Below are 18,773 nucleotides of genomic sequence, written 5' to 3'. Positions count from 1 at the left end.
TGTCCATACCGTGTTCCTCGGCAGCAACAGCAAGTTCGACCAACTCCCGAGGCGCAAACTGCTCCGCCGACGCCTTATAGCCCAGTTTCAGTTCAGCCATACCTATGTTTCTACACTCGCCGTATGGCACCGCTTCTGACGGCCGTCACCGATCGCGTTCACCTCGCCCAGACCGACCTGGTGAATTGGACGGTGGTGACCGACGAGTCCGGGGTGTTGTTGATCGACGCGGGCTATCCGGGCCATCGTGATGAGGTCGTCGGCTCGGTGCGCCAACTCGGTTTCGAGCCCGAGGACGTCCGGGCGATCCTGCTCACCCACGCACATGTGGACCATCTCGGTTCGGCGATCTGGTTCGCGAAAACGCATGGCACGCCGGTGTATACGCATGCCGCCGAGGTCGGTCATGCCCAGCGCCGGTACCTGGAGCAGGTGTCCCCGGTCGACGTGCTGAGTCGGGCGTGGCAGCCGCGATATCTGGCGTGGACGCTGGCGCTGGTGCGCAAGGGCGGGTTGACCCACGAGGGCATCCCCACCGCGCAGGCGATCGACGAGGACATCGCGGCGACACTGCCGGGCGCGCCGACGGCGATCCCGTCGCCGGGGCACACCGGTGGGCACTGCTCCTATCTGGTGGACGGCGTGTTGGTGGCCGGCGACGCCCTGATCACCGGGCACCCGCTGAGTGCCCGCAGCGGCCCGCAGCTGCTGCCGACGATCTTCAACCACGATCAAGATGGCTGTCTGCGCAGTCTGGCCGCGCTCGGCATGCTGGACACCGAGGTCCTGGTGCCGGGTCACGGCCCGCTGTGGCGGGGCTCGATCCGCTCGGCGGCCGAACAGGCCGGCCGATGAGGCCTCAGGCGATCAGGTCGTAACCGAAGAGGAAGACCGCGGTCACCACCAGACCGCAGGCCACGGCGATGGTGGGCATCAGGATCTTCTCGTCGAGTTCGGCGTCGTCCGAGACGTCGCGTCGGCGCGCCACCAGGGTGCGCACACCGACCCCCAGCAGCGCCACGACCAGCGCGGCGGCCAGAATCAGCACGCCCACAACGGGTAGCGTCACTGCCTCAGCTTACGAAATCACCCCGCCCAGACCTCGGCGATCAGCTCGTGGGACCGCAACCGGTCGGCATGATCGTGTGCCACCGAAGTGATCACCAGCTCGTCGGCGCCGGTCACGCGCGCCAGCGCGGCCAGTCGCTCGGCCACCTGCTCCGCATCGCCGACGAACTGTGTCTCGATACGGTCGGCGACCACCGCCCGTTGCTCGGCGGTCAGCGCGGGCACGGTGTCCGGGTCGGGATAGGGCACCGCGCCGCCGCCTGCCCGGATCGAGTACACCCAGTGCCCGAAGCTGCTCGCCAGATGCCGCGCGCGGTCGGCGTCATCGGCGGCCAGCACATCGGCGGACACCACCACATAGGGCTCGGACAACGTGGCCGACGGCTCGAAGGCGCTGCGGTAGGCCTCGACCGCCTCCAGCGCGGTGGCCGGGGCGATGTGGTAGGCCGCCACGAACGGTAATCCGTGCGCACCGGCCACCCGGGCGCTCTGCCCTCTGCTGCTGCCGAACACCCACGGCCGCAGGGTGGTTCCCTCGCCCGGACTGGCGTGTGCCTCGAATCCGTCGACGCGATAGCGACCGTCCAACAGCGCCAGGATGTCGGCGACCTGGTCCCCGAAATCCGGTGCCACGGCCGCGGGCTGCTGCAGGGTGCCCATCGTCGCCGTCAGCCGGGGGTTGCGTAACAGGGCGGACAGGTCGAACGGTGCGGGCACCACCACCCCGTCGACCTCGTGCCGCACCCGCGGCGGCCGCGGTTCGCGCGGCTCCTGCCGGTTGGCTTCGGCGCGGCGTTGGCCGGACCGGCCCACCCCGAGGTCGATGCGGCCGGGGTAGAAGGCGTCCAGCGTCCCGAAGCTCTCGACGACCGCGATCGCGGTGGTGTGTCCGAGTTGCACCGCGGCCGCGCCGACGTGGATGGTCTCGGTCGCCGCGGCGATCTGGCCGATGAGGACGGCCGGGGCGGCGCTGGCCACCGCGACGTAGTGATGTTCGGCCACCCAGTACCGGCGGAAGCCCCACCGCTCGGCGTGTCGGGCCAGGTCGACGGTGTTGCGCAGGGCGTCGGCGGCGGTACTGCCCGCCGGGACCGGCGCCAGGTCCAGTATCGACAGCGGGATGGTCATCTCAGGGCCTTCTCGAAGGCAATGGGATAGACATCGCGTTTCTTGTCCCCGTCGCCCGGCTCCGGCGGCAACGGCTCGGCGAGGCGCGTGTACCCGTTGGCCTCGTAGAGCGCCTCGGCCTCGGGCTGGCGGTCACCGGTGGTCAGGTACACCCGCCGATAGCCACGCTCGGCGGCCAGCGCCTCCAGCTCGCGCAGCAACGACGTGGCATGACCGCGTTTGCGATGCCCGCTGTCGGTCCAGATTCGCTTGAGCTCGGCGGTGTCGTCGTCGAAGCGCTGGAACGCACCGCCGGTCACCGGAACCCCGTCGAGCAATCCGATGAGCAGCGCGCCATGCGGGGCGGCGAACTCATCGGCGGGATGCCCGCGCAGCCAGCGGGCCACGCCGGCCTCGGTGCCGCCGTAGCGCTGTGCGTACTCGACGGCGAGCTCGGCCAGCAGCGGCTCGGCCAGCGGGTCGGTCTGGCTCACGGCGACGAAACGCACGGTCTCCACGATTGCTCCTGCCATCACTCGAATGTCCAACGTGTCGCGGCCCCGCGCATTCCGGACGGGCCCATCGGCTCATCCTGATCGTAAATATCGGCAGGCCGGCCCCTCTTCCCCGGAAAACTTGACAGGTGTAAAGTTCGCCGCCATGGACAACATCAGGGGCAAGACCATCGCGATCACCGGCGCCGCTCGCGGTATCGGTTATGCCACCGCCAAGGCTTTGCTGGCTCGCGGCGCCCGGGTCGTCATCGGCGACCGTGACGTCGCACTGCAGGAGTCGGCCGTCGTCGAGCTGACCAAGCTCGGCCAGGTGTCGGGTTACCCGCTCGACGTCACCGACCGGGAGTCGTTCGAGACCTTCCTGGACAAGGCGCGCACCGACGGCGGCGGTCACATCGACGTGTTGATCAACAACGCCGGCGTCATGCCCGTCGGGCCGTTCCTGGAGGAGACCGAGCAGTCCGTGCGGTCCTCGCTGGAGGTCAACGTCTATGGCGTACTCACCGGCTGCCAACTCGCGCTGCCGGACATGGTGCGCCGCCGTAGCGGTCACATCATCAACATCGCCTCGCTGTCCGGGCTGATCCCGCTGCCCGGACAGGTCGTCTACGTCGGCGCCAAGTACGCCGTCGTCGGCCTGTCCACCGCGCTGGCCGACGAGATGGCCCCGCACGGCGTGAACGTTTCGGTGATCATGCCGCCGTTCACCAACACCGACCTGATCTCGGGCACCAAATCCGGCGGCGCCATCAAGCCCGTCGAGCCCGAGGAGATCGCGGCCGCCATCGTCAAGACGCTGAACAAGCCCAAGACCCACGTCTCGGTGCCGCCACCGCTGCGGTTCACCGCGCAGGCCGCGCAGATGCTGCCGCCCAAGGGCCGCCGCGCGATGAACAAGGCGCTCGGACTGGACAATGTGTTCCTGGAGTTCGACCGGTCCAAGCGGCAGGCCTACGAGGATCGGGCCAGGGCCGCCCAGGGCGTCATCGAGTCCGACGGCAAGTAGCGCGGACGGCCCGGCCCGAACTCAGTATTCGATCGCCTCGATCAGCGGACCCGGCTCGTCCATCAGGGCCCAGAACCGGTCCCGGATGGCGACCGTCATCGGGCCGGGCTCACCGTTGCCGATGGCTTCGCCGTCGAGGGAGTTGATCGGGGTGACCCCACCGGCGGTGGTGACGGCCATCAGTTCGTCGGCGTCGTAGAGTTCGTGGCTGGTGACATCACGCAGGGTGGCCTCGATGCCCATCTGATCGGCGAGCTCGAAGACCGTCTTGCGGGTGATGCCCGGCAACGCATTTCGCGATGGCGAGGCCAGCTTGCCGTCCTTGACGATGCACACGTTGAAGCCCGGGCCCTCGGCCACACAGTTGTCCGAGTCGAGCAGGATGGCGGTGCGTGCCCCGCGGTCCTTCGCCTCGAAGCTGGCCGCGGTCAGGTCGCCCCACTGGTAGTTCTTGATGGTCGGGTCGACGGTGTTGCGACCGGCCCGACGGACATGGCGGGGCACGATGGCGGTGGTGCCGAAGATCTGCTCGGCCGGTGGGAACGCCCACAGGTACGGGATGGCGTAGATGTACACCTGGTGGGTGAGCTTCGAAAGGTCCTTCTCCCCCCGGCGCTTACCGTAGCCGCGGGTGACGGTCAGGTTGACGAAGGACTCCCGCAGCTGCGACATCGACACGCACTGCTTGGTGATGTCGGCGAGTTCGTCCTTGGTGTACCCGGCGTCCAGACGCAGCTTGCGCGCCCCGTCCAGCAGCCGGTCCAGGTGGTCACCGAGCCGGAAGATGTTGCCGTGCCACACATGCGCGACGGTGTAGGTCAGATCGGAATGCCCGAAGCCGGTGTCGAAGATCGAGATCCTGGCGTCCTCGGCGGGCACGAACTCGCCTTCGATCCAGGCGACGCCGCCGGCGAACGGGCTGGACTGGTCGAGTTCGTAGTCGCTGTACTGGATCACCGAGCCCGCCGGGGTGTCCTCCCGGATGGCTCCGGGTTCGACGGCGACGAGGTTGGAGGTTCCTGCGTTGGTGAGCGTGGTCATAGCTTTTCCTTTCTAGAGGTTGTGGGTCTTGGCGTAGTCCGCGCCGGCGTCACCGCGGCTCAGCCGCGACTTGAGGCCGGTGGCCCACCAGATGGCGGCGAGCACGACGATGCCGAGGAAGACCCACTTGTTGCTGGTGAACTGGGGCAGGAAGAGCAGCGCGACGGCCACACCGAGGAACACCACCAGCGCGGTGACGTAGAGGGGAAGGCGGAACCGGCCCAGATCGAAGGTGCCGGGCTCGGCCGCGGGGATGGTGCCGCGCTTGTAGCCGACGAGCAGGCCGATGGTCTGCAGGATGTAGACGAAGAAGAACAGCAGCGACGCGATGCCGATGATGTAGTTGAACGCCTTCTCGTTGACCAGCGCCGAGAGCAGCAGAACCGTTGACAGGCAACCTAATCCGAGTACGGCGTAGGTGGGGGCCTTGCTCTTGGGCGACACGTGGCGCCACACGTGCGAGAACGGCAGCATGTTGTCCCGTGCCATCGAATAGGTGAGCCGGGTGGCCACCAGGATGTTGGCGAGCAGGCAGGCCAGGATATTGGTCAGGGCGATCGCGACGACGATCTTGGTGACGACGGGGCCGGCCTGCTGGGTGATGATCTCCTCGATCGGTGCGGCCGAATTCGCTTCCACCGCAGCGGGATCCTTGATGGCCAACACGTACACGACGTACATCAGGAACTCGATGACGATCGAGGTGATCAGCGCGTAGAACATCGTCTTGGGGACCACCCGGCGCGCGTTCTTGGTCTCCTCGGCGACGTCGGCGCCGGACTCGACGCCGATCAGACCGAAGAACGGGCCAAGCGCGGCGGCCAGCCAGGCCAGCATGTAGGAGTCCTTGTCGCCGGATTCGCCGCCGGTGAACAGGGTGGAGATCGGCTGGTGGTTCTCGGGGGCGGAGAAGGCGATGACGGCGATCAGCGCGGTGGCGCCGACGGTGATGACCAGTTCCAGGCTGACCCCGATGTTGTTGACCATGGTGGCGAACCGGACGCCGTAGATGTTGATCAGCACGCAGACGAACACCACGGCGATGGCCAGCAGGATCTGGGTGGTCTGCGTCATGCTCCAGCCCAGCAGTCCGCCGAGGTAGCCGGACAGAATGAACCCGACACCGGTCATACCGCACACCCAGCCCATCAGGGCGATGAATCCGGTGAACCAGGCCAGGTTGGGCCCGTTGATCCGGCTGATCCACTGGTAGGAGTAGCCGGCCAGCGGCAGCTTGGCGGTCAGGTCCGCGGCGATGAAGGTCCACAGCGCGAACACGGCGCCGGCCAGCAGCAGCGTCCACACGAACGGCGCCCCTGCGGTGAAGTAGCCCGCACCGAATCCGGTGAATACCGCGGTGGTGGCGCTGATGGTGGCGAAACCGATGGCGAACGAGGCCAGCGTGCCCACGGAGCGGTCCAGTTTCTGGGCGTAGCCGAGCTCGGCCAGCTTGGCATCTTCGGAGCCGAGGACGGCGGGTTTGTCTGAATGAGTGGGTGGGGCTATTGCGTCAGTCATGGTCACTCCAGGTCAAGACGTGGGGACGAACACCTGAGGACAGACAACCGCCATCCCGGGGACATCGGAAGTTCGATGTTTTGATCTGCTCATAAGCAGGATTTATCAGTGCTGCTCAGCATCATCGACGCTGCCGACTCCCCAACGGGCCTGCACGAGCTTGACCAGGGCATCTGCCTGCGGTGTGAGGTCCGCGGGGTTCCACGCCAGGGCGGTGTGGCTGAGCGGACGGTCCGAGATCGGCACGTAGACGATCCCCGGCCGGTCGTAGAAGCGGGCCACCGAGGAGGTGGTGAAGCTGATCCCGAGCCCCCGCGCGATCGCCGTCGTCTCGGCCTCATAGGTCGCGGCGACGGCGGCGATGGTCGGGGGCCGGTTGCCCCGGACGTCCATCGCCAGCCAATAGTCCCGCCACGTCCCGGCCGTGAGCGGGGCGCACACGATGGGATCGTCGAGCAGTTCGGCGATACCGACCTCGGTGCGGCCGGCGAGCCGATGATCACGCGGCAGGCAGGCCACCCACGACTCGGAGTCCAGAATGAGCATGCGGTGCTCGGGCAGGTCGACCGGCGGCCGGATGATCGCGACCTCGGTGCTGCCGTCGGCCAGGCCCGCCGTGGGGTCGGCGAAGTCGAACTCGATCGGTTCTACGGTGACCTCGGGGTAGGCGGATTCGAAGTGGCGGACCAGGCGGAACAGCAGGTCGGCACCGGTGCCGATCAGATAGCCGACGCGCAGCACCCCGCGCCGGGTGCCCGAGAGCAGCAGCAGGTTGTCGACAACGGCCTCCACCCCCGACAGCGCCTGCTGCACCTGCGGCAGCCACGCCGCACCCAGGTCGGTCAGCGCGACCTCACGGGTGTTGCGGTGGAACAGCACCACACCGAACTGGTGCTCGAGCTGCTTGATCGCGGTGGACAGTGCGGGCTGGGTGATGAACAGCCGTTCCGCGGCGCGGCGGTAGTTCAGCTCTTCACCCAGCACGGCGAAGTAGCGGAGCTGCCGCAGCGTGACGTCACTCACTCCGGTGTCGGGTCACCGTTGCGGTAGGACTCGATGGCGTCGAGCCGGGCGGACAGTTCCTCATGGGTGAAGGTGTGCTTCTCGGTGGTCCCGACGTACGTCACGTGCACCAGGGCACCGTCCTCGGCCGCGTCCAGCCACAGCGAGGTGACCGGGATACCGTCCTCGACCTGCCCCCCGGACGGCTCGTAGAACCAGATCGCGTAGTCGTCGTCGGATTCCTCCTCGTCGAAGGTCCACCCGCGCTCGGTGATCCGCGCGTCGAACTCGGCCAGGTCGGCGACCACCGCGTCCTGGATGGCCGACAACTGGTCGATCACCGCGTCGGGGACCCAGCGCGCGTCACCGGCCGTCTTGCGCTTCTTGCGACGCGCCTTCTTCGCATCCGAGGACTTCGACACGGCTCAGCTCAGCGCCTGGTCCAGATCGGCGATCAGGTCTTCGGTGCCCTCCAGGCCGACCGAGATGCGCACCACCCCGTCACCGAGGCCGATCGCCGCCCGCCCCTCCGGGCCCATCGCCCGGTGGGTGGTGGTGGCCGGGTGGGTGATCAACGATTTGGCATCACCGAGGTTGTTGGAGATGTCGATGACGCGCAGCCGGTCCAGCAGCTTGAAGGCGCTGTCCTTCCCGCCGTCGAGCTCGAAGGTGACGACCGTGCCACCGCCGCGCATCTGCCTCTGCGCCAGCTCGTACTGTGGATGCGATTGCAGGAAGGGGTATTTCACCCAGTTCACGCCGGCCTGCTGTTCCAGGAACTCGGCAACCCGCTGGGCGGAGCGGTTCGAGTAGTCGACCCGGACAGCCAGCGTCTCAAGGCCTTTGAGCAGCGTCCAGGCGTTGAAGGCACTGATCGCCGGGCCGGTGTGGCGCATCAACTTCTGCACCGGGCCGTCGATGTAGTCCTTGTCGCCCAGGATCGCACCGCCGAGCACCCGGCCCTGGCCGTCGATGTGCTTGGTCCCCGAGTAGACCACCACATCGGCACCCAGCGGGATGCCCTGCTGCAGCAACGGTGTGGCGAACACGTTGTCCAGCACCACCTTTGCGCCGGCGGCATGGGCCAATTCGGCGACCGCGGCGATGTCGACCAGCGACTGCATCGGGTTCGACGGCGTCTCGAAGAACACCGCCTGGGTCGGCACGCTCAACGCCTCCTCCCACTGGGACAGGTCGTCACCGTCGACGAAGACGGTCTCGACACCCCAGCGCGGCAGGATCTCGTTGCACACCACGAAACAGGAACCGAACAGGCTGCGGGCGGCGACCAGCCGGTCACCGGCGCCCAGCAGTGCGCCCAACGCGGTGAACACCGCGGCCATCCCGGTCGCGGTGGCGAACGCCGCCGGCGCGTCCTCGATGAGCCGCAGGCGTTCCTCGAACATCGAGATCGTCGGGTTGCCGTAGCGCGAGTAGACATACCGGTCGATCTCGCCGGTGAACGCACGCTCGGCGTCGGCGGCCGACTCGTAGACGTAGCCCGAGGTCAGGTACAGCGCTTCGGCGGTCTCCTCGAAACCCGACCGCAGCAGTCCACCGCGGACACCGATGGTGGCCTGGCTGACCCCGTCGGGCAGTGGGGCAGGTGTTCGCACAGACGGCACGGGCTCAGTCACGACTGCCTCCAGGGGAGTCCGACAGCTTTCCATCCGGTCCGGCCGCGGTGCCCGTGCTCGTCGAGGTTGCCCTCGAAACCATCGAGCACGTTGTAGGACGGGCCGATACCCGCGGCGGTGGCGGCCTGCGCCGAACCGATGGAGCGGTTGCCGGAGCGGCACAGGAACACCACCGGTCGCGCACCGGGGGCGATGCCGGCCCGGCCGAGATCGTCGATGAAGGCGTCGTTGTGCGAACCGTCGGTCCTGCTCCACTCCACGAACACCACATCGCGCCGCAGCGGGGCGAGGTCGGGTACTCCGACGAAACGCCACTCGGCCTCGGTGCGACAGTCGACGAGCACGGCTTCGGGATTGTCGGACAGCAGCTCCCAGGCCTGCTCGGGCGTGATGTCTCCGGCGTAACCCGGACTCTCGGATGTGGACACAGCACTACCGTAACGGCTAGGCCGGACCCTGCGAACAGACCTTCCACTGGCCGTCCTCGCGCGCGAACATCATGTCGACGCTGACCTGGGTGTCCGCGTCCTCGTCGTCGCCGAAGTGGTACTTCACCGAGGCGGTGGCGGTGTCGCCGACGACCGCGATGTTGCCGGCCCCGTCGACGTACCGCTCGCCGTGCTTGGCGACCGAGTCGCGCTGCCGGTCAAGCACCTCTTTCTCGGTGCCCTGTTCGGCGGCACAGGTGTTGGCCTTGAACGCCTGATAGTCCTGCCGCTGCAGGGCGTCGTTCTGGGCGACCACGACGCGGCCGATCTGCTGCGGATCCCCGTCGCCCTCGCCGCGGTTGATCACAAGAATCGCGGTGATCACAACCACGATGATGACGAGGGCCAGCAGGAACGGCGTCGCCGTCGGCCGGTCCCGGTCTGCCGGATCGCCGCTCACGACTGCCAGAGTTTACGCAGCGCCACCGCGGTGCGCTGCGCGCGGTCACGCGCCACCGTGACATCCGGCGCCGTCGCGAACGCCGCGCCGAGCCCGTCGCCGAACAGCCACACATCGCTCTCGGCGACCTCGTGGGCCTGGGCCAGCACCGCCAACACGTCGGCCTTGTCCAGCACCGCTTCGCCGGCCCGACCGACCTCAGCCGCCCCCGGGGACACCATGATGGTGTCGACCGGCAGGCCCAGGACCGCGCGGGCGTGCAGGTCGAAGGCGGACAACCGCTGGGTGCGCAGCGTCAGCAGCGTGGCCTCGACGGGGCCCGGGCGCACATCGGCGAAATACACCTCGTCACCGCGTACCAGCAGTTCCACCGAGTAGGCGCCGCGGCCGCCCAGCGAGTTCACGATGCGCGCGCCGATGGACTTCGCGGCGTCCAACGCCGCCGGGGTCAGCCGGTGGGACTGCCACGCGGACAGCGTCCCATCGTCGGCGACCCGGTGCCCGATCGGCTCGCAGAAGTGCACGGCCGGCCCGGTCGGGCTGGCGGTGCGCACGGTCAGCAGGGTGACCTCGTCGTCGACGTCGACCACCGTCTCGGCCATCACCCGGTGCTGGCCGGCCGCGACGGCCCGCTGCCAGGCGGGTTCGACATCCTCCGGCCGCAGCAGCACCGAGCGTCCCGCATCGGCGCCGTCGGTGACCGGACCGACCGCCAGCGGGAAGCCGGCGTGCTCGGCGATGGCGGCGAGTTCCGCGGCGGTCCCGGCGAACCAGAACGGCGCGGTCGGCAGGCCGAGTTCGTCGGCGGCCAGCCGACGCAGGGCCTCCCGGTCCAGATCCAACTCCGACTCGACGACGAAATCGGCGCCGTCGGACTCGTTCGTGGTGACCACCGCACCCAGCCGCTGGAGGGCCAGTGTCAGTTCGCGGCTCGCCCCACCGGACCCGCGCAGCAGCACCACGGGCGCCTTGGGGTCGGCGGAGGTGTCAGCGTCTTCGGCGTGCCTTGTCATCGCCAGACCAGCCTGCCAGATCTTCAGCCGAGCCGGACGTCGACATAGCACCAGCGCCACGACTCGCCCGGTTCGACGCTGCGCATCACCGGATGGCCGGTCTCCCGGAAGTGCGCGGTGGCGTGTTGGTGTGGGCTCGAATCGCAGCACCCGACGTGCCCACAGGTCTCGCACATGCGCAGGTGCGCCCAGGTGGTCTCGCCGAGTTCGGCGCACTCCTGGCAGCGCCCGGGAGTAAGTGGCGCAGGTTCGGCGCTGTTTGATAGCGCCTGGAGATGCCCACACAGGTCTGTCGGCGCGCGCCGTCGTGATCGTCCGAGCATGGTGACCGAGGATAAGGGGATGCGGTGGGAGTGACACTGCTGGCGGTCCTGGTGGCCGCGGTGCTGCTGGCCGCCGTGAGCCGGCGCCTCGACGTGTCGGCACCGCTGGCGCTGGTGGTGGCCGGGCTGGCGGCGTCGAACATTCCCGGTTTCGACCGTGTCGAACTGGATCCGGACCTGGTGCTGTTCGTGATCCTGCCGCCGCTGCTGTGGTCGGCGGGACTGGAGAGCAGCTACGTCAACATGCGCAGGCGCGCGGGTGCGATCGGGATGCTGGCGGTCGGCATGCCGTTGATCACCACGCTGGCCGTGGGTTTCGTGGCCTACCGGGTGGTGCCCGAGTTCACCCTGGCCGCCGCGTTGACCCTGGGCGCGATCATCGCCCCGCCGGACGCGGTGTCGGCCACGGCGGTCGGTCGTCGGCTCGGGCTGCCGCGCCGGGTGATGACGCTGCTGGGCGGCGAGAGCCTGCTCAACGACGCCACCGCGCTGACCGCCTACAAGGTGGCGCTGGCGGCCGCGATCGGTGCATCGACCGGCTGGAAGTCGGGGTTGGGCACCTTCGTGGTGGCTGCCGCCGGTGGCGTGGTGGTCGGTGTGCTGGCGGGTCTGACCATCACCTTCGTGCGCTCGCGGCTGGCCGATCCGTTGGTCGAGAGTGCGATCGGGCTGCTGGCGCCGTTCGTGGTGTATCTGGTGGCCGAGGAGGCGCACACCTCCGGCGTCCTCGCCGTCGTGATCGCCGCGCTGATGATCGGACAGCGCACGACCACCCACGCCGGATATGCGACCCGGTTGCAGGACGACGCGGTTTGGCGCGCACTGCAATTCATCCTCGAATCCTTCGCCTTCCTGCTGATCGGCTTGCAGCTGCCCGGCGTGGTGCACCAGCTCTCGGATTTCTCGCCGGCCCGGATAGCGATCGCGGCGGCGGCGGTGCTGGGCACGACGATCGCGGTGCGAGTCGTGTGGGTGTACGCGTTCGCCTATCTACGTTCGCCACGACCCGCGGCCGGGGAGACGTTCGTGGTGGCGTGGGCGGGGATGCGCGGGGTGGTGTCGCTGGCGGCGGCGTTCGGCGTGCCGATGACGACGTTGTCCGGCGAGGCCTTCCCCGGCCGGGACCAGCTGGTGTTCCTGACCTTCGTGGTGGTGGTCGGCACACTGTTGCTGCACGGCCTGACGCTGCCGTGGGTGATCCGCCGGTGCGGGGTCCAGGGCGAGGATGCACGCGCCGACGCGCTGGCGCAGGCGGCCGCCCAGGACAAGGCGGCCCGCGCGGCGGCCGACCGGCTCGATGAACTCCTGGAGAGTCCGGACACGTCGATGCAGGACAGCGCCGCCGAGGTGCTGCGACGATGGAACACCGCCCGCCGCAACGCAGCCTGGGAACGGTTGGGCCGCAGCGAGGAAGAACTCGGCCAGAGCCCGGCGACGGTGTTCCGGGGGCTGCGCCTGGAGATGCTGGCCGCCGAGCGTGCGGTGTTCATCGCCGAGCGCGACGCGGGCAATATCGACGACGAGGTGTTGCGCGAGGTGTTGCGCGGGTTGGACTTGGAGGAGGCGACCCTCAATCGCTGATGGTCGTGCGGAAATCCTGCATGGCGCTCAGCAGCGCGGCGAACACCCGGTGCGCGGCTTCCAGATCCGCGTCGGGCAGGTCGGCCAGGGCCGCGGAGTTGATCCGGGCCAGCGGTGTGAAGAAGTCGTTGGCGACGGCCAGCCCGTGATCGTCGTAACGCAGGATCACCTTGCGCCGGTCATCTGGGTGGGCCTCGCGACGCAGGTGTCCGGAAGCGATCATGCGCTCCACCAGATAGGTGACTGCGGCGGCCGATGTACCGATCAGTTTGCGCAGTTCACCGGCGGTCAGCGGCGTACCGGCGGCTTCGGCGACCATGACGTGTAACAGAGCACGGAAGTCGTTGGCGCTCACGTCATGTCGACGGGCGAACTCCCGGCCGATCTGATCGGACTCGGCGGTCAGCGCCCGTACGTCGACGGCGATCATCCGCTCCAGGTCCTCACGTGCCACCCGGCGATCATATCGGCCAGTTGATTAATAGTTAAGTTTCTGAAATATTCGATGCATGTCCCGACGCCTCTCCTGGCTCGTAGCCTTCCTCGTGATCCTCGCCTCCGGTGCCGGTATGGCCCTGCTCAGCGGCGGCGATTCCGCATCGCAGTCCCCGGTGGCGGTCCCGGCAGACGCCGAATCCGCGCGTGCCGACGCCCTGCGCGCCGAGTTCCCCGGTGGGGATCAGGCGCCGGCCATCATCGTGTTCACCCGGACCGACGGCGCGGCCCTCGGTCCGGCGGACATCGCCGCGGCCGGGCCCGGCGCCCAGGTGTCCGAGGACGGCAAGGCCGCCCTCTCGGTCGCGCCACTGCCGGCCGACCTGTCCGGATTCGCGCTGAATGACGCCGTTCAGGAGCTGCGCACCTCGACCGCGGACCGGTTGCCCGAGGGGCTGCGGGCCGAGGTCACCGGCGGCCCGGCGTTCGGCGCCGACATCGCCAATTCCTTTGCCGGAGCGAACTTCACCCTGCTGGCGGTGACGGCCGCGGTGGTGGCGGTGCTGCTTATCGTCACCTACCGCTCTCCCGTGCTGTGGCTGGTGCCACTGCTGGTGATCGCCTTCGCCGACCGCGTCGGGTCGGTGGTCGGCACCGCGGTGGCCGCCGGAGTCGGCCTGAGCCCCGACGGTTCGACCAGCGGTATCACCAGCGTGCTGGTGTTCGGCGCCGGCACGAACTATGCGCTGCTGCTGATTTCGCGCTACCGCGAGGAACTGGGCGCCCGGCCCGATCACCGCGACGCGCTGCGGGTGGCGGTACGCGCCGCCGCGCCGGCCATCCTGGCCAGCAATGCCACCGTGGTACTGGCGCTGCTGACGCTGGCGTTCGCCTCCGCCCCGAGCAACCGCAGCCTGGGCGTGCAGGCCGCCGCCGGCCTGGTGGTGGCCGCCATCTTCGTGCTGCTGGTCCTGCCGCCATTCCTCGGGCTGTTCGGCCGAAAGTTGTTCTGGCCGTTCATCCCCGAGGTCGGGGCGAAATCGCTGACCGACAACGGTGTCTGGCACCGCATCGCATCCTGGGTGGCGGCCCGGCCCGGTTGGGTCTCCGGTGGCGCGCTCGCGGCGTTGGCCGCCCTGTGCCTCGGACTGGTCGGCACCCCCGTCGGCCTGACCCAGACCGAGCAGTTCCGGGTGCAGGCCGAGTCGGTCGCCGGTTTCGAGACGTTGTCCGAGCACTTCCCGAGCGGGCTGACCGATCCGACGGTCGTGGTCGCACCGACCGCGGACGCCGCGGCCATCTCCCAGGCGATCGGGCAGACCGCCGGGGTGGTGTCGGCCCGCCCGGCCGGCGTCTCGGACACCGGACTGACGCAGTGGTCGGTGGTGCTGGAAGCCGCGCCCGCCTCGGATGAGGCCTTCGAAACCGTTGACGCGCTGCGCAGTTCGGTGCACGCGATCAGCCCGGACGCGCTGGTCGGCGGTTCCGACGCCAAGGCGCGCGATTCGGCGGCGGCGGCCCAGCGTGACCGCATGGTCGTCATCCCGGCCATCCTGGCGGTGGTGCTGGTGGTGTTGTTCGTCCTGCTGCGCTCGGTACTGGCGCCGCTGATCCTGGTGTCGGTCACCGTGCTGAGTGCGCTGGCCGCCCTGGGCCTGGGCGGTTGGGCGAGCGTGCACATCTTCGGCTTCCCGGCGCTGGACAACGGCACGCCGCTGTTCGCCTTCCTGTTCCTGGTCGCCCTGGGCGTGGACTACACCATCTTCCTGGTGACACGGGCCCGCGAGGAGACCCCCCGATACGGGAACCGGCAGGGCATCGTGCGGGCCGTGTCGGCGACCGGTGCGGTGATCACCAGTGCGGGCATCGTGCTCGCCGCGGTGTTCTGCGTGCTGGGAGTGCTGCCGCTGATCGTGTTGACCCAGATCGGCATCATCGTGGGCCTGGGCATCGTGCTGGACACCTTCGTGGTGCGCACGGTGATCATCCCCGCGCTGTTCACCCTCATCGGTCCGCGCATCTGGTGGCCGGCGCTGCACGCGGAGCGCTAGCGTGTGAGCCGTGGAGGCACGGACCGTCGCGACACGGCTGGGACGGCTGCGGGTTCAGGTCGACGGCGCCGGCGACGCGATGGTGTTCTGGCCGAGCCTGTTGATGACCGGAGACATGTGGGCCGGGCAGGCAGCGGAGTTCCGTGACCACCTGAAGGTGATCCTGGTGGACCCGCCCGGCCACGGCGGTAGCGAAAAGTTAACTGCCGGATTCACTTTCGAGGACTGCGCGCAGTGCGTGGTGGATATACTCGACGCCTTCGGCATCAACCAGGCGCATTTCGTCGGGAACTCCTGGGGCGGGATGATCGGCGGCACCTTCGCCGCCCTGCACCCGGACCGCGTCGGGTTCTCGGTCCTGATGAACTGCACCGCGTCGGCCGCGGGACGCCGCCAACACGTCGAATACGGACTGCTGTTACGGGCCGCGTCGGCCTTGGGCGGCATCCGCGGCCCGCTGACCCGCGAGGTGCTGAAGGCGTTCCTGGGCCCGACGTCGCTGCGGGAGCGTCCCGAGGTGGTGGCGTATGTCCGTGCGGCGGCCCGTGCCGTCGACGTCCGTTCCAGCGCGCGGGCGGTGACCAGTGTGGTCCCGAACCGGCCCGACCAGCACGACCTGTTGGGCCGGATAGGCACACCGGTGTTGGTGGTCGCCGGAGCCGAGGACGCGACATTCCCGGTGGCCGAGACGCTCGCGATGGCGGCGGCGATTCCCGGGTCCGCGACCGCGGTACTCGACGGGGTGGCACATCTGGCCGCGCTGGAGAACCCGGCCGTCGTCAACGCTCTGATCTCGGATTTTGTCTTGGGCGCGTAGCGTGTGGACATGACAGCCAGCCAGACGCTGCCGCCGGTGCACATGCGGCGCAACGGTTTCGACCCGGTGCCCGAGCTCGCCGAGATCAGGGACGCCGCCGGGGTGCGGTCGGTGGTCAGCGCGCTGGGCAACCCGGTGTTCCTGGTCACGCGGTACGAGGACGTCAAGGCGGTGCTGGCCGACCACGAGCACTTCTCCAATTCGCGCCCACCGGGTTTCGCACTTCCCGGCGCGCCCGCCATGTCCGATGAGGAGCTCGCCCGGACCCGCGCCGGTAACCTGCTGGGCCAGGATCCGCCCGAACATCAGCGGTTGCGCCGGATGCTCACCCCGGAGTTCACCATCCGCCGGATGAAGCGGCTGGAGCCGCGTATCACCGAGATCGTCGAGGCGCGCCTGGATGCCATGGAGGCGGCCGGCCCGCCGGTCGATCTGATCTCTCAATTCGCGCTGCCCGTGCCCTCTTTGGTGATCTGCGAGTTGCTCGGTGTACCGATCGAGGACCGACCCGACTTCGAGCACCGGTCGGCCCGCCAGCTCGATCTGTCGCTGCCCATCGCGGAGCGGATGGACCTGCAGCAGCAGAGCCGCGCGTACATGCACACCCTGGTCAGCCGGGCCCGGCGCGAGCCCGGGGAGGACATCCTCGGCATGCTCATCCGCGAGCACGGTGCCGAGCTCACCGATGACGAACTGGTCGGCATCGCCGGCCTGTTGCTGCTCGCCGGACACGAGACGACGTCGAACATGTTGGGGCTGGGGACATTGGCGCTGCTGCGCTCGCCCGATCAGCTGGCCGCGGTGCGCGATGATCCGGACGCCATCGGACCGGCGATCGAGGAGTTGCTGCGCTGGCTCTCGGTGGTGCACCACGCGATTCCGCGGTTCACCAACACCGAGGTGGAGGTCGCCGGGGTGACGATCCCGCCGGGCATGCTGGTGTTCGCCTCACTGCCCGCGGGCAATCGCGATCCGTCATTCGTCGATTCGCCCGATGAACTCGACATCCGCCGGGGGGCGGCGGGGCACCTGGCCTTCGGGCACGGCGTACACCACTGCCTCGGTGCGCCGCTGGCGCGGATGGAGATGCGCATCGCCTTTCCCGCGTTGCTGCGCCGGTTCCCCAGGTTGGCGTTGGCCAATGCGTTCGAGGATGTCGAGTTCCGGTCCTTCCACTTCATCTACGGGCTACGGTCGTTGGCAGTGAGGTGGTGACGATGCATATTGAAGCCGATCAGGATTCCTGTATCACCGCGGGCAACTGCGTGATGGTGGCCGATGCGCTGTTCGACCAGGACGACGACGGCATCGTCGTGGTACTCACCGACGAGGTGCCCGCCGATGAGGAGGACCACGCCCGGCAGGCCGTGCAGCTGTGCCCGGCCGCGGCGCTGAAGCTGGTGGAGTAGGAGCTACAGGACGCCGGGGTACAACCCGATAAGCGGTCATTTCTGGGTTATCCACAGGCGCTCGAAAATCTTCGAGGCGTGTCGGTGGGCGTCGGTAGAATCGTACACATGTTCGAAAAGCCGGAACTGTCGAAGATGAGTGATGAGGCGCTCATCAACGCAGTCACGGCCGCCACCCGCGAGGAGGCCGCCGCCGCGGCACGCCGGTTGGCTTTCATCGCCGAGGCCACCTCGCGTTGGTGCGATGACGAGGACGAGTTCTCGGCACTGAAGTTGATCGACGGGTGGGCCCAGGCCAAGGCCCAGATCGGCGCGGCCTGCAACCTCGGGCCGCACGCCGCCAACACCCAGATGCGCATCGGGGTGGCGCTGCGGGAACGGCTCCCGCAGACCGCGGCCGTCTTCGGCACCGGAGCGATCTCGGCCAAGGTGATCAGTGCGATCACCTGGCGCACCCACCTGGTCACCGACCCCGAGGCGCTCGCGTCCATCGATGCCAAGATCGCCGAGCACGCCCACGGCTACGGCATGCTCTCGGAGAACGCGCTGACCGCGGCCGTCGATCACTGGGTGCATGAGTTCGATCCGGTGGCGGTGATCCGATCCAAGACCGCGGCCAAGGATCGTTACCTTGAGTTCGGTGACCGCGATGACCCCGACGGGGTCGTGTCGTTCTGGGGGCGCATGCGTGCCACCGACGCCAAGATCACCGATGCCCGCGCCGACGAGTTGGCCGACGGTGTCTGCGACAACGATCCCCGCACGAAACGGGAGCGCCGCGCCGATGCCGTGGCCGCCGTCATGGCCGGCGGGACCCGGCTGACCTGCCTGTGCGGGGACCCCGCCTGCGCCGGTTCGGGGAAAGACCCACGTGCGGGTGCGGTCACCATCTATGTGCTCACCGGTCAGCGCCCCGACACCGGCGAAGGCGCCGAGCCCGCGACGGGGCCCGGACCGGATGGCGGACCCCAGCCCGGACCGGTCGAACCCGATGGGGGGCCGGGCGATGAATCTGATGAGAGCCAGTCAGCCGAGAAACCGGCCGCGGCCCACGAGTCCCCGGCCGAACACCTCACTCCTGCCGAGGCGCCCGGCGCCGAGCCAGGTACCGAAGCCCCATCACGGCCACCCGCCGCACCGGCAGCAAGAACACCCGGATCAGCAGCATCCGACAGTCCCGTGCCCCCGGATCCGCCGACCACACCCACACCCACACCCGCAAGAACCCCCGCACCGGCCGCACCCGCCGCGCGGTCCACCCGGCCCGGCGCCGGGGCCGGCATCTCCCTGGACGGCGCCATCATCCCCGCCCACCTGCTCACCGAACTCATCACCACCGGCGCCACCATCCGACCCGTCAGC

Annotated in this window: 22 protein-coding genes; 8 read left to right on the top strand and 14 right to left on the bottom strand. The window is 68.8% G+C overall.

Annotation, left to right across the window (positions count from 1 at the left end):
- Nucleotides 1–100 (bottom strand): hypothetical protein (locus BST17_RS29795; protein ID WP_234807868.1); only part of this gene is annotated, 100 nt, incomplete at its 3' end.
- 23 nt (nucleotides 101–123) lie between these two features.
- On the opposite strand from BST17_RS29795, the gene BST17_RS28065 reads away from it, so the two are divergent.
- Nucleotides 124–855, top strand: coding sequence for an MBL fold metallo-hydrolase (locus BST17_RS28065; RefSeq protein ID WP_083062284.1), 732 nt, complete (start codon nucleotides 124–126; stop codon nucleotides 853–855).
- A 4-nt stretch (nucleotides 856–859) separates the two neighbouring features.
- On the opposite strand, the gene BST17_RS28060 is transcribed toward BST17_RS28065, so the two are convergent.
- From BST17_RS28060 to BST17_RS28050, 3 genes are read right to left on the bottom strand one after another with little or no spacing between them, the layout of a single operon-like run.
- On the bottom strand, nucleotides 860–1,069 hold the full coding sequence (locus BST17_RS28060; protein WP_165762365.1) for a hypothetical protein: 210 nt from the start codon (nucleotides 1,067–1,069) through the stop codon (nucleotides 860–862).
- A gap of 17 nt (nucleotides 1,070–1,086) precedes the next feature.
- Nucleotides 1,087–2,196 carry an LLM class flavin-dependent oxidoreductase gene (locus BST17_RS28055; RefSeq protein WP_083062283.1) on the bottom strand — a complete coding sequence of 370 codons (1,110 nt, stop codon included), beginning with the start codon at nucleotides 2,194–2,196 and terminating at the stop codon, nucleotides 1,087–1,089.
- The gene (locus tag BST17_RS28050; RefSeq protein WP_083062282.1) at nucleotides 2,193–2,708 is read right to left on the bottom strand and encodes a GNAT family N-acetyltransferase; all 516 of its coding nucleotides are present in this window, start codon (nucleotides 2,706–2,708) and stop codon (nucleotides 2,193–2,195) included. The genes BST17_RS28055 and BST17_RS28050 overlap by 4 nt, the downstream gene beginning before the upstream one ends.
- 127 nt (nucleotides 2,709–2,835) lie before the next feature.
- Here BST17_RS28050 and BST17_RS28045 point away from each other — a divergent pair, with 127 nt between their 5' ends.
- On the top strand, nucleotides 2,836–3,696 hold the full coding sequence (locus BST17_RS28045; RefSeq protein WP_083062281.1) for an SDR family oxidoreductase: 861 nt from the start codon (nucleotides 2,836–2,838) through the stop codon (nucleotides 3,694–3,696).
- Between the two features lie 21 nt (nucleotides 3,697–3,717).
- Here the strand turns inward: BST17_RS28045 and BST17_RS28040 are convergent, their stop codons facing one another.
- From BST17_RS28040 to BST17_RS28000, 9 genes are all read right to left on the bottom strand, one after another.
- Nucleotides 3,718–4,737 (bottom strand): aminotransferase class IV, encoded by a 1,020-nt coding sequence (locus tag BST17_RS28040; protein ID WP_083062280.1) that lies wholly within the window; start codon nucleotides 4,735–4,737, stop codon nucleotides 3,718–3,720.
- 12 nt (nucleotides 4,738–4,749) lie between these two features.
- The gene (locus BST17_RS28035; RefSeq protein ID WP_083062287.1) at nucleotides 4,750–6,255 is read right to left on the bottom strand and encodes an APC family permease; all 1,506 of its coding nucleotides are present in this window, start codon (nucleotides 6,253–6,255) and stop codon (nucleotides 4,750–4,752) included.
- Between the two features lie 105 nt (nucleotides 6,256–6,360).
- On the bottom strand, nucleotides 6,361–7,278 hold the full coding sequence (locus tag BST17_RS28030; protein WP_083062279.1) for a LysR family transcriptional regulator: 918 nt from the start codon (nucleotides 7,276–7,278) through the stop codon (nucleotides 6,361–6,363).
- The gene (locus BST17_RS28025) at nucleotides 7,275–7,679 is read right to left on the bottom strand and encodes a hypothetical protein (RefSeq protein WP_083062278.1); all 405 of its coding nucleotides are present in this window, start codon (nucleotides 7,677–7,679) and stop codon (nucleotides 7,275–7,277) included. The genes BST17_RS28030 and BST17_RS28025 overlap by 4 nt, the downstream gene beginning before the upstream one ends.
- 3 nt (nucleotides 7,680–7,682) lie before the next feature.
- On the bottom strand, nucleotides 7,683–8,927 hold the full coding sequence (locus BST17_RS28020) for an O-succinylhomoserine sulfhydrylase (RefSeq protein WP_207573731.1): 1,245 nt from the start codon (nucleotides 8,925–8,927) through the stop codon (nucleotides 7,683–7,685).
- A complete protein-coding gene (locus tag BST17_RS28015; RefSeq protein ID WP_083062276.1) occupies nucleotides 8,891–9,322 on the bottom strand; it encodes a rhodanese-like domain-containing protein in 432 nt (143 codons plus the stop codon). Before BST17_RS28015 ends, BST17_RS28020 begins: the two co-directional genes overlap by 37 nt.
- Nucleotides 9,323–9,338: 16 nt before the next feature.
- On the bottom strand, nucleotides 9,339–9,782 hold the full coding sequence (locus BST17_RS28010) for an Rv0361 family membrane protein (protein WP_083062275.1): 444 nt from the start codon (nucleotides 9,780–9,782) through the stop codon (nucleotides 9,339–9,341).
- Nucleotides 9,779–10,795, bottom strand: a complete 1,017-nt coding sequence (locus BST17_RS28005) for an ATP-grasp domain-containing protein (RefSeq protein ID WP_083062274.1) — start codon at nucleotides 10,793–10,795, stop codon at nucleotides 9,779–9,781. Before BST17_RS28005 ends, BST17_RS28010 begins: the two co-directional genes overlap by 4 nt.
- A 23-nt stretch (nucleotides 10,796–10,818) precedes the next feature.
- Nucleotides 10,819–11,118, bottom strand: coding sequence for a UBP-type zinc finger domain-containing protein (locus BST17_RS28000; RefSeq protein ID WP_083062273.1), 300 nt, complete (start codon nucleotides 11,116–11,118; stop codon nucleotides 10,819–10,821).
- 24 nt (nucleotides 11,119–11,142) lie between these two features.
- Here BST17_RS28000 and BST17_RS27995 point away from each other — a divergent pair, with 24 nt between their 5' ends.
- Nucleotides 11,143–12,699, top strand: coding sequence for a Na+/H+ antiporter (locus BST17_RS27995; RefSeq protein WP_083062272.1), 1,557 nt, complete (start codon nucleotides 11,143–11,145; stop codon nucleotides 12,697–12,699).
- Here BST17_RS27995 and BST17_RS27990 read toward each other — a convergent pair.
- Nucleotides 12,689–13,129 (bottom strand): MarR family winged helix-turn-helix transcriptional regulator, encoded by a 441-nt coding sequence (locus BST17_RS27990; RefSeq protein WP_083062286.1) that lies wholly within the window; start codon nucleotides 13,127–13,129, stop codon nucleotides 12,689–12,691. The two genes, BST17_RS27995 and BST17_RS27990, sit on opposite strands and share 11 nt — an antisense overlap.
- 79 nt (nucleotides 13,130–13,208) lie before the next feature.
- Here BST17_RS27990 and BST17_RS27985 point away from each other — a divergent pair, with 79 nt between their 5' ends.
- The 5 genes from BST17_RS27985 to BST17_RS27965 all read left to right on the top strand — a co-directional run.
- Nucleotides 13,209–15,185 (top strand): MMPL family transporter, encoded by a 1,977-nt coding sequence (locus BST17_RS27985; RefSeq protein WP_083062271.1) that lies wholly within the window; start codon nucleotides 13,209–13,211, stop codon nucleotides 15,183–15,185.
- A gap of 10 nt (nucleotides 15,186–15,195) precedes the next feature.
- Complete coding sequence (locus tag BST17_RS27980) at nucleotides 15,196–16,002, top strand: alpha/beta fold hydrolase (protein ID WP_083062270.1); 807 nt, start codon at nucleotides 15,196–15,198, stop codon at nucleotides 16,000–16,002.
- Between the two features lie 9 nt (nucleotides 16,003–16,011).
- Nucleotides 16,012–17,217 carry a cytochrome P450 gene (locus tag BST17_RS27975; protein WP_083062285.1) on the top strand — a complete coding sequence of 402 codons (1,206 nt, stop codon included), beginning with the start codon at nucleotides 16,012–16,014 and terminating at the stop codon, nucleotides 17,215–17,217.
- Nucleotides 17,218–17,219: 2 nt separating this feature from the next.
- Nucleotides 17,220–17,411, top strand: a complete 192-nt coding sequence (locus BST17_RS27970) for a ferredoxin (RefSeq protein WP_083062269.1) — start codon at nucleotides 17,220–17,222, stop codon at nucleotides 17,409–17,411.
- Between the two features lie 108 nt (nucleotides 17,412–17,519).
- Nucleotides 17,520–18,773 (top strand): DUF222 domain-containing protein (locus BST17_RS27965; RefSeq protein ID WP_234807867.1); only part of this gene is annotated, 1,254 nt, incomplete at its 3' end.

Origin of the sequence: Mycolicibacterium bacteremicum (genome assembly GCF_002086115.1) — a bacterium.
GTDB lineage: Bacteria > Actinomycetota > Actinomycetes > Mycobacteriales > Mycobacteriaceae > Mycobacterium > Mycobacterium bacteremicum.
Note: the sequence above shows the minus strand (reverse complement) of the source record. Positions and strands in the feature narration are given on the sequence as shown.

Excerpts from the sequence above, each read along its gene's own strand:
- BST17_RS28035 (WP_083062287.1), bottom strand. The coding sequence starts at position 6,255 with ATGACTGACGCAATAGCCCCACCCACTCATTCAGACAAACCCGCCGTC.
- BST17_RS27990 (WP_083062286.1), bottom strand. The coding sequence starts at position 13,129 with ATGATCGCCGTCGACGTACGGGCGCTGACCGCCGAGTCCGATCAGATC.
- BST17_RS28005 (WP_083062274.1), bottom strand. The coding sequence starts at position 10,795 with ATGACAAGGCACGCCGAAGACGCTGACACCTCCGCCGACCCCAAGGCG.
- BST17_RS28045 (WP_083062281.1), top strand. The coding sequence starts at position 2,836 with ATGGACAACATCAGGGGCAAGACCATCGCGATCACCGGCGCCGCTCGC.
- BST17_RS28050 (WP_083062282.1), bottom strand. The coding sequence starts at position 2,708 with ATGGCAGGAGCAATCGTGGAGACCGTGCGTTTCGTCGCCGTGAGCCAG.
- BST17_RS27985 (WP_083062271.1), top strand. The coding sequence starts at position 13,209 with ATGTCCCGACGCCTCTCCTGGCTCGTAGCCTTCCTCGTGATCCTCGCC.
- BST17_RS28020 (WP_207573731.1), bottom strand. The coding sequence starts at position 8,927 with ATGGAAAGCTGTCGGACTCCCCTGGAGGCAGTCGTGACTGAGCCCGTG.
- BST17_RS27975 (WP_083062285.1), top strand. The coding sequence starts at position 16,012 with ATGACAGCCAGCCAGACGCTGCCGCCGGTGCACATGCGGCGCAACGGT.
- BST17_RS27970 (WP_083062269.1), top strand. The coding sequence starts at position 17,220 with ATGCATATTGAAGCCGATCAGGATTCCTGTATCACCGCGGGCAACTGC.
- BST17_RS28040 (WP_083062280.1), bottom strand. The coding sequence starts at position 4,737 with ATGACCACGCTCACCAACGCAGGAACCTCCAACCTCGTCGCCGTCGAA.
- BST17_RS28000 (WP_083062273.1), bottom strand. The coding sequence starts at position 11,118 with ATGCTCGGACGATCACGACGGCGCGCGCCGACAGACCTGTGTGGGCAT.
- BST17_RS28055 (WP_083062283.1), bottom strand. The coding sequence starts at position 2,196 with ATGACCATCCCGCTGTCGATACTGGACCTGGCGCCGGTCCCGGCGGGC.
- BST17_RS28065 (WP_083062284.1), top strand. The coding sequence starts at position 124 with ATGGCACCGCTTCTGACGGCCGTCACCGATCGCGTTCACCTCGCCCAG.